Annotated in this window: 1 protein-coding gene; it reads right to left on the bottom strand. The window is 48.7% G+C overall.

Translation table 11 applies throughout. From position 1 onward, the window contains the following. On the bottom strand, positions 1–600 hold a 600-nt coding region (locus R7Q09_RS26935; protein ID WP_318144049.1), incomplete at both ends, for an SDR family oxidoreductase.

The raw sequence follows: 600 nt of genomic DNA, 5'->3' as shown, positions 1-600 counted from the left end.
TTTGCTATCTGCCCCATTAAATCACTGGCAACACGCTCTGGCGTAAACAACTTGCCCTCAGGGACATTCGCTTGAAACGGTTCAGACAACGCGGTATCGGTCGTGCCCGGATGCAATACCAAGACCACGCCATTTTTAAGCGTGCGTTGCCATTCAATCGACATGGTTTTGAGAAACATGTTCAGCGCGGCTTTCGAGGCTCGATAACTGTACCAACCGCCAAGACGATTATCGCTAATACTGCCGACTTTGGCCGAAACAACCGCAAATTTAGGTGCACCACTGCGCTTTAAAAGTGGCGAGAAATACTTCGCAAGTAACATGCTTGGCAAGGTGTTAACAGCGATGTTTTGCAGAAAAAAGTCAGGCTCCACCATACTGAAATTTTTCTCCGGCCCCTTGTCTGGCGTATGCAGCATACCGACACAGTTGATCACCCAATCGATGCTGTTAACCGCTTGACTCAAATTCTTGACCTGCGTTTCATCCGTGACATCGACCTGGTGCCAAATCAAGGCTGAATGTTCATAATCGGATTTTGTGCGCCGATAGGTCGCGTGAATTTGTGCCAACGGAAAGTGCACTAGTGCCTCTTTGACC

The organism is Vibrio sp. 2130-1 (assembly GCF_033339515.1).
This window is presented reverse-complemented; position numbering and strand designations above follow the sequence as displayed.